The following is an 8668-nucleotide window of genomic DNA, read 5'->3' on the forward strand; positions in this document are numbered from 1 at the left end:
ATGAATCAGTGTTGCTCGAGTGCATCCAGCAGTGGCGAACGTGCAACGCCCGCAGCCACCCTTGCCCGCAACTCCTTCGACAACTTCGCTCGTCCCTGCTCGGCGGCAGCCTGCGAATCGAACTCGACGAAACAACCACTTCCCGAACCGGTCAGTCGTGCCGTGCCGATGTCGCTCAACGCAGCAAGCACCGCCTCGACGGCAGGCTCACGGCGGCGCAGCACCGGTTCGAACACGTTCCCGACCAGCGTGCCGGAAGCGAAGTCCTCTATTTTCGCCTGTGGACTGTCGCGCGTCAAATCCGGATCTGCGAACAGCACCGGGGTCGGCACATGAACGCCCGGTTCGACCACCACATACCAGGCCTGCGGCAGGGTGATCGGCCGCAGCCGCTCGCCCACCCCCTCGGCCCAGGCGTTGTGGCCACGCACGAACACCGGCACATCGGCGCCGAGGCGCAAGCCCAGCGCCGCCAGCGTATTTTCGTCCAGCCCCGCGCCCCAGAGCCGGTTCAGTACCACCAGCACGGTGGCCGCATCGGACGAACCGCCGCCGAAACCGCCGCCCGCAGGAACGTGCTTTTCGACGACGATATCGACACCTTTCTCGACATTCGCCACCTCTTTAAGCAACCGCGCCGCGCGAACCGCCAGATCATCCGCCTCCGCGACACCGGCCAGGCCATCGCCCTGCCGCCGCACCTGGCCGTCTTCACGCAGGCGCAGGCCGATCCGGTCGCCCCAATCGAGCAGGCGGAACACCGTCTGCAGCTCGTGGTAGCCGTCGGCACGGCGGCCGGTGATATGCAGGAACAGGTTCAGCTTGGCCGGGGCCGGCCACCAGGACCAGCCCGCGTCATCCACCCGCGCGTTCATGGCGCGCCCTGCCCCCACTGGTCGACCAGCAGGCGCACCTTGGCGTCACCATTGACCGCCTCGACCCTGCGCGGCAGAGCCGGACGCCCGGCTTCGGCCGGATACCAGTCCAGATACTGGATCACCCACCCCATCTGCTGCATGCGCCGCGGACGGCCATCGGCATCACGCTCGATCTTTTCCGGCCCAGCGCTGTCGCCGGCGACCAAGCCGCGTACCCAGTCCGGCAGCTGGTTGACCGGAATATCCCAGCCGGTGGCTTCCAGCAACAGGGCCTGCGCGTCTTCACCGTCTCGCGGACCACCGGCCAGTCCTTCCAGACGGCCGGCTTCATGATGGCTATCACCGCTCAACTTCCAGCTCTGGCGGGTGACCGGCGCGCTCAGTTCGACGACATAGCGTTGGCCTTCCTGTTTCCAGTCGATGCGGCCGCTGCCACCATCCTTGCCCTTGCTGACCGCCACCCGGCCCTGGAAATTCCACTCCGACGCCGATCGCAGCGCGTCCACGCGTGCGGCCTCGGCGGCGGTCGCTTCGGCGGAAACGGTGGTGACCACGGCCGGCGCCGGCGTTTTCTGCCGGCCAACGGTGGTACAGGCACTCAGGGCCAGGGTCATGGCCACCAGCAGCAACGGCCGTATCGTGGAAACACTCATGGGTTGAATTTCTCGCGGGCGCGCAGCAGCGCGCGGTTTTCAGGGTCGAGCCTGGCCGCTTCCTCGAAGAAGTGACGGGCTTCATCGTGCTTGCCCAGCACCCACAGCACCTCGCCTACGTGGGCGGCGATTTCCGGGTCCTTGGCCAGCGTCCAGGCGCGGCGCAGCTGTACCAGCGCGTCGGCGTTGCGCCCCAGCCGATACAGCACCCAGCCATAACTGTCGACGATGGCGGCGTTGTCCGGTTCGGCCACGCGCGCGCGGTCGATCAGTTCGAGCGCTTCCTGGTAGCGACCGGTCCGGTCGGCCAGGGTGTAGCCCAGTGCGTTCAATGCCGGCACGTTCTCCGGCTCGGTCACCAGGATCTTGCGCAGGTCGGCCTCGGCACGGGCGATGTCATCGCGGCGCTCCCAGGCCAGCGCACGGGCATACAACAGGCCGTTTTCGTCCGGATACGCGGCCAGGCCACGGGCCAGTGCGTCGATCTCGCCGGGAAGGTCGTCGGCGCGCTGGCGCAGCTCGGCTTCCAGCAGATACGCATCGCGCCGCACATCGTCATCCACGCTGGCATCGGACTGGATGGCATGCACTTCATCCAGCGCCAGCGACTGCCGGCCCGCCAGACCCTGCGCATTGGCCGCGCGCAGGCGCGCTTCATTCAGCTCATCGCCGCCAGGAACGCTGTGATACCAGTTGACCGCCTCCGGGTAGCGCTTGAGGTACTCGGCGATCTTGCCCAGCAACAGGCGCTGCGCCGGGTCCGGCTTGGCCGCCTGCCGAGACAGTTCGTTGTACAGATTGGACAGCGCGGCCTTGTCGCCCTGCTTGGCCAGCAGCGAAGCGCGCATGCCCCACGTCTGCACATCCTGGGGACCGACCGCCAGCACGCGCTCGGCCGCTGCCGGCTGGCCGAGGCTGTCATAGGCGATGGCCACCGCGTTGCGCAGATCCGGGTCCTGACGGGTCTTCGGCTCCACCCCATGCAGCAGCGACAGCGCCTGGTCGGTCTGGCCGGCCTGCTGCAGCTGGCTGGCGCGCAGCAACGCCACGCGTGGCTCCTCGGGGAAGCGCTTGACCACCTCATCAATCATGCGCCGTGCCAGCTCGGGCTTCTCCATGCGCAGTGCAAGGCGTCCAAACTCCTGCCAGGCCTCGATCTTCTGGGGAATGGCGTTGGCATCGACCAGCTCGCCCAGCACCTGGGCCGGCACGGCCGGATCGCGGCCACCGCCGATCAAGGCGCCCAGGGCGAACTTCCAGCCCTCATCCCCCGGGTCCTGCAACAAGGCCTGAAGCTCGCTGCGCGCAGCCTTCACGTCGCCCTGGCGCATCGCCAGCGCACCGGCGGCACTGCGCATCGCCAATGAGCGCGGCGCACGCTGCTGCCACAGGGCCAGGCCCTTGGCCGCGGCGCCATCTTCGTTGGCCAGCATGGCGATACGGGTCGCCCGCTCGGCCAGGCCGGCGTCGCCGTCGGTCTGCTGGGCCGCCTGCAGGTACCAGCGCGCGGCCTCGGCCAGCTTGCCCGCCTGCAGGGCGAACTCGCCGGCCAGCACCGGCTCCAGCGCCAGTTCCTCAGTCACCGCAGGCCGTGCAGGCGCCTTGGCGGGCACCGCCGCCAGGGCCTGCGCACAGGCCAGAGACAGCAGCAGAACACTGGGGATGCGAATCAATGCGGGCATCGTCGGCATCGGGGCCTTAAAATGTCGTCCAATGGCCAGCAGCTTATCGCAAGCAACTGAACAATGACCCTGTGGGTGCTCGGACTGAATCACCAGACCGCACCGGTGGAACTGCGCGAACGCGCAGCCTTCGCCGGTGACGCGTTGCCGCGCGCGCTCGGTTCGCTGCGCGATACCCCGCAGATCGCCGAGGCGGTGCTGCTGTCCACCTGCAACCGCACCGAACTGTATGCCGTGGCAGAGTCCGCGCAGGCGCTGGACCAGTGGCTGCAGAGCCAGGCCGGCGACCTGCAGGGCTACCTGTACCAGCACGCCGATGCCGATGCCGTGCGCCACCTGTTCCGGGTGGCGACGGGGCTGGATTCAATGGTGCTGGGTGAGCCGCAGATCCTGGGCCAGGTGAAGGACGCCTGGTCGACCGCGCGCGACCACGGCCTGCTCGGCCAACGCCTGGACCGCCTGTTCCAGCAGACGTTCTCGGTGGCCAAGCGCGCGCGTACCGATACCCAGGTCGGTGCCAACCCGGTATCGGTGGCCTCGGCAGCGGTGCGCCTGGCGCAGAATGCATTTGCCCGTCTTGACGATTCCACCGTGCTGCTGGTCGGCGCCGGCGAGACCATCGAACTGGCCGCACGCCACCTCAGCGAGGGCAAGGTGCGGCGGCTGCTGATCGCCAACCGCACCCTCGCCCATGCGCAGGAACTGGCCAGCCGCCATGGCGGTGTGGCGCTGCCGCTGACCGAACTGGAGCGTCACCTGGCCGAGGCCGATGTGGTGTTCTCGGCCACCGCCGCCCGCGAACCGGTGATCCACCGTGCTGCAGTGGCCAACGCCCTGCGCGCACGCCGGCACAAGCCGATGCTGCTGTTCGACCTGGCCGTGCCGCGCGACATCGAGGCCGACGTTGCCAGTCTCAACGATGCGTTCCTGTACACCGTGGACGACCTCGAGCGCGCGGTGGAAGACAACCGCCGCAGCCGCCGCGAGGCGGCCGCCGAAGCGGAAACGATCATCGACCTGCAGGTCTCGCGCTTCGTCGAAACCCTGCAGGCCAGTGCCCACCAGGCACCGCTGCGGCAACTGCGCGCCTTCGGCGAGGCCACCCGTGCCGAACTGCTGGAACGCGCCCGCCAGCAGCTGGCCAACGGCAAGCCGGCCGACGAAGTGCTGGAACTGCTTGCCCATGGATTGACCAACCGCCTGCTGCACCCGCCGACCGCCGCCCTGCGCGCGGCCGCGCTCAGCGGCGACGCCGACCTGACCCGCGCCGCCGAGCGCCTGTTCCCGGCTGCGCCGGGTTACCACCACCCACCTGTGAGAACCGATGACGCCGACCCTGCGCCGTAAGTTGGAAGCGCTGGCCGAGCGCCGCGAAGAACTGGAACGTCTGCTCGCCGAACCGGAGGTGGTCGCCAACAACGCGCGCTTCCGCGATCTTTCGCGTGAGTTTTCCCAGCTCGAACCGATCGCCACCGCGCTGGCCGATGAAGTGCGTGCCAAGGCCGACTTGGCTGCGGCCGAAAGCATGCGCACCGATCCGGATCTGCGCGAACTGGCCGACGAGGAGATCGCCGCCGCCCAGGCCCGCCTGCAGGAACTGGAGCAGGAACTGGCGCTGCTGCTGGTGCCGCGCGACCCGCGCGATGAAGGCAACCTGTTCCTGGAAGTGCGCGCCGGCACCGGCGGCGACGAGGCGGCGATCTTCGCTGGCGACCTGTTCCGCATGTATGCCCGCTACGCCGAGCGACAGGGCTGGAAGGTCGAGATCGAATCGGACAACCCCGGCGAACATGGCGGCTACAAGGAAGTGGTGGCGCGCGTGGTCGGCCGGGGCGCGTTCTCGCGCCTGAAATTCGAATCGGGCACGCACCGCGTGCAGCGCGTGCCGGCCACCGAATCGCAGGGCCGCATCCACACCTCGGCGGCCACCGTGGCGATCATCCCGGAAGCCGACGAAGTCGATGAGATCGTCATCAACCCGGCTGACCTGAGGATTGATACCTACCGCTCCTCCGGCGCCGGTGGCCAGCACGTCAACAAGACCGAATCGGCGATCCGCATCACCCACGTGCCCAGCGGCGTGGTGGTGGAGTGCCAGACCGAACGCAGCCAGCATGCCAACCGGGACAAGGCGATGAAACGCCTGAAGGCGCAGCTGCTGGATGCCGAGCGCCAGCGCCACGACGCGGCGCAGGCAGAATCACGGCGCCTGCAGGTCGGCAGCGGCGACCGCAGCCAGCGCATCCGTACCTACAACTTCCCGCAGGGCCGGATCACCGACCACCGCGTGGAAGGGCTGACCCTGTACGACCTGCCCAACGTACTGGCCGGCGATCTCGATCCGCTGCTGCAGCGATTGAGCCACGAGCACCAGGTCGACGCCCTGGCCCAGCTTTCGGCGGGCTGACCATGTCGGCCTGGCAGCAGCGGCAGCAACTGCAGCAGGCGATCACGCGCCAGCCCGGCGACTTCGTCGCCTGGGTGATGCTGGCCGACCTGGAACTGGAAGCCGGCGATATCGCGGCCGGTGAGCAGGCTGCGCGACGCGCGCTGCAGCTGCGGCCCAATCATCCTGAAGCGCTTGCCCGGCTCGGCCGGGTGGCATGGATGGCAGGAGCGCATGCCGATGCCGCTACGCTGCTGGGCCAGGCCTCGGCGCTGGCACCGGAGCACCCGGGCATCGCGTTGTGGCTGGGGCACGCGCTGGAAGATGCCAACGATGCCGAAGGTGCATCAGCGGCCTATCGCCGCGCACATGCACTGATGCCCGACGAGCCGTATATCGCCGCGCAGCGCCTCGCCTGGCAGCGTCGCCTGTGCGATTGGCAGGACGTGGATGCGCTGGCCGATCAGGTGCGCGGTGCACTGGTGTCCGGCCAGGGCGTAGTGGAACCCTTCGCGTTTCTCAGCGAAGACGCCAGCGCGGCCGAACAGCTGGCCTGCGCGCGTGCACGCGCCGCCGCGGTGGCGGCATCGGTGCGGCCACTGCCGCCGGCGAAGCTGCGCGAACGAGGCCCACTTCGCGTGGGCTTCCTTTCCAACGGCTTCGGCGCCCATCCCACCGGATTGCTGACGGTGGCGTTGCTGGAGCAGATGAGCCGCGACCCGGCCCTGCAACTGCATCTGTTCGCACTCAATGCCGATGATGGCAGCCGCATCCGACAACGCCTGCAGGCCGCCACCCGGCTGCATGACGTGGTGGGATTGCGCCACGCCGATACGGCCGCGCGCATCCGTGCACAGGGCATCGACCTGCTGCTGGACCTGCGCGGCTGGGGAGGTGGCGGCACGCCGGAAGTACTGGCGATGCGCCCTGCCCCGCTGCAGTTGAACTGGCTGGCCTACCCCGGCACCTCCGGTGCATCGTGGCTGGATGCAGTGATCGCTGACGACTTCGCGCTGCCGTCCTCGCTGGAACCGCACTACAGCGAACGCGTGCTGCGCCTGCCGCGCGCGTTCCAGCCCTCCGACAACACCCGCGTGCTGGAACCGGCGCCGGACCGTGCGGCGTGTGGGCTGCCCGCGCAGGGCACGGTGTTCTGCTGCTTCAACAACAGTTACAAACTCAACCCGCGCAGCATGGGCCGTGCGTTCGCGGTGCTGCAGGCGGTACCTGGCAGCGTGCTGTGGCTGCTGTCCGGCCCCGGCCAGGCCGATGCAAGGCTGCGTTCCGCCGCCAAGGCTGCAGGACTGGATCCGGCGCGCCTGGTGTTCATGGCCAAGCTGCCGCATCCGCAGTATCTGGCCCGCTATCAGCTGGCCGACCTGTTCCTGGATACGAACCCGTACAACGCGCACACCACCGCATCGGATGCACTGTGGGCCGGCTGCCCGGTGCTGACCTGCCCCGGCGCTACCTTCGCCGCGCGCGTGGCCGGCAGCCTCAACCATCATCTGGGGCTCGAGCACATGAACGTCGCCGACGATGCGGCCTTCGTCGCCACCGCCAGTGCACTCGGCAACGACCCGGCCGCGCTGGCTGCCCTGCGTGCCGAACTGGCGCAGGCACGCGAGCGCAGCGGCCTGTTCGACATGGCGGCCTTCGCGCGCGATCTGTCCGCACTGCTTCAGCAGCTGGCCCGCGAACAGGGCTGGCAGGGCCTCGACACGCCCTGACATCGCCCTGCGCTACGCTCGAGCTTCCCTCCCGCGTGGCATGACGATGGCCAAGCTCAAGCGCAAGGAATACGACGAACTGCTGCAGCCGCTGCAGCTGGAACTGACGGCGATGGCACGCTGGGTGCAGCACAGCGGGCAACGCCTGCTGGTGTTGTTCGAAGGACGCGATACCGCCGGCAAGGGCGGTGCGATCCAGGCCATCAGCCAGCACCTCAACCCACGCCAATGCAGGGTGGTGGCGTTGCCCAAGCCCACCGACCGCGAAGCCACGCAATGGTATTTCCAGCGCTACGCCACGCATCTGCCGGCCGCCGGCGAGATCGTGCTGATGGACCGCAGCTGGTACAACCGCGCGGGCGTGGAACGGGTGATGGGCTACTGCAGCGAGACCGAGTACCAGCAGTTCCTGCATCAGGCACCGGTGTTCGAACAACTGCTGGTGGATGACGGCATCCTGTTGTTCAAGTACTGGCTGTGCGTGGACCAGGAGCAGCAGGAGAAGCGTTTCGCCGAACGCCATCTTGATCCGTTGAAGGGGTGGAAGCTGTCGCCGGTGGATCTGAAGTCGCGCAGCAAGTACAGCGCGTACACCGAAGCGCGCGAGGCGATGCTGCGCGCGACCCATCGCGACGGTGCGCCGTGGACGCTGGTGGATTTCAACGACCAGCGGCTGGGTCGCCTGACTCTTGTCCGCAACCTGCTGGACCGGCTGCCGGACACGCGGGTGGATGCGCCCTTGCCGGAGCTGCCGAAACTGAAGGGCAAGCTGCATCGCGAGCACTACGGCGTGCTGAAGCCGATCGAGGATTTCCCGGTCAAGGAGTAGGGTTGGTCGGCAGGGCCTGCGGCCCTGCACCTGCTGCTTTCAGGCAACAGCCAAAGCAACGTCAAAAGCTGCATTGCGTGGGATGGCGGGGCGGTGTCGGAGTGCGGGGACGCCGCAAGTACGTCCTTGTAGGCTTGGCAGCCGCTTGCTCGTGTGCGCAGTCCTGCGCACACGGCAAGGCCGGGGTTGGGCGTCCTGCCCAACCCGCCCGAGGCACGCCTCGGGCCCATGCGGCTGACACCCCGCAATCCGACACCGCCCCACCTTCGACAGATTTCCGGTGGCTGATGGATTCACGCCATGCGTGAATGTATGTCCATCGAAATCGAATATTTCGACAATTGAACGAAGAGCATCCAAGCATGGCGTGGATCTACGTGTCGACCAAGGTCGACACCCACCAAGAGCAGGCCATGTAATTCCCGCAGCTTGCGGAGAATTGTCGAAGGCGGGGTGGGTCCGGTTGCGGGGGCGTGAGCCGCATGGATGCGGCGACCGAGCCTACAGGGA

General features: G+C 68.0%; 7 protein-coding genes. 4 read left to right on the forward strand and 3 right to left on the reverse strand.

Annotated features, from left to right (window positions below; all coding sequences use genetic code 11):
* Positions 1–5 precede the first annotated feature (5 nt).
* The 3 genes from ispE to AC1DCU_RS20950 are packed head-to-tail and all read right to left on the reverse strand — an operon-like array spanning position 6 to position 3213.
* Entirely contained in the window at positions 6–875 is an 870-nt protein-coding gene (gene ispE, locus AC1DCU_RS20940) for a 4-(cytidine 5'-diphospho)-2-C-methyl-D-erythritol kinase (RefSeq protein ID WP_442252022.1), read from the reverse strand.
* Positions 872–1531, reverse strand: a complete 660-nt coding sequence (lolB, locus tag AC1DCU_RS20945) for a lipoprotein insertase outer membrane protein LolB (protein WP_442252021.1) — start codon at positions 1529–1531, stop codon at positions 872–874. The genes ispE and lolB overlap by 4 nt, the downstream gene beginning before the upstream one ends.
* On the reverse strand, positions 1528–3213 hold the full coding sequence (locus tag AC1DCU_RS20950) for a tetratricopeptide repeat protein (protein ID WP_025879144.1): 1686 nt from the start codon (positions 3211–3213) through the stop codon (positions 1528–1530). Before AC1DCU_RS20950 ends, lolB begins: the two co-directional genes overlap by 4 nt.
* A gap of 63 nt (positions 3214–3276) precedes the next feature.
* Here AC1DCU_RS20950 and hemA point away from each other — a divergent pair, with 63 nt between their 5' ends.
* Genes hemA through ppk2 form a run of 4 tightly spaced genes read left to right on the forward strand, consistent with a single transcriptional unit; the run spans position 3277 to position 8158 of the window.
* The gene (gene hemA / locus AC1DCU_RS20955) at positions 3277–4560 is read left to right on the forward strand and encodes a glutamyl-tRNA reductase (RefSeq protein ID WP_025879143.1); all 1284 of its coding nucleotides are present in this window, start codon (positions 3277–3279) and stop codon (positions 4558–4560) included.
* A complete protein-coding gene (gene prfA / locus AC1DCU_RS20960) occupies positions 4538–5620 on the forward strand; it encodes a peptide chain release factor 1 (RefSeq protein ID WP_025879142.1) in 1083 nt (360 codons plus the stop codon). The genes hemA and prfA overlap by 23 nt, the downstream gene beginning before the upstream one ends.
* 2 nt (positions 5621–5622) lie before the next feature.
* Positions 5623–7329: an O-linked N-acetylglucosamine transferase, SPINDLY family protein gene (locus tag AC1DCU_RS20965; protein ID WP_442252020.1), complete on the forward strand. Its 1707-nt coding sequence runs from the start codon at positions 5623–5625 to the stop codon at positions 7327–7329.
* A gap of 46 nt (positions 7330–7375) precedes the next feature.
* Entirely contained in the window at positions 7376–8158 is a 783-nt protein-coding gene (gene ppk2 / locus AC1DCU_RS20970; RefSeq protein ID WP_080149964.1) for a polyphosphate kinase 2, read from the forward strand.
* The last annotated feature ends 510 nt before the right edge of the window (positions 8159–8668 follow it).

Source organism: Stenotrophomonas sp. 10L48, assembly GCF_056395105.1.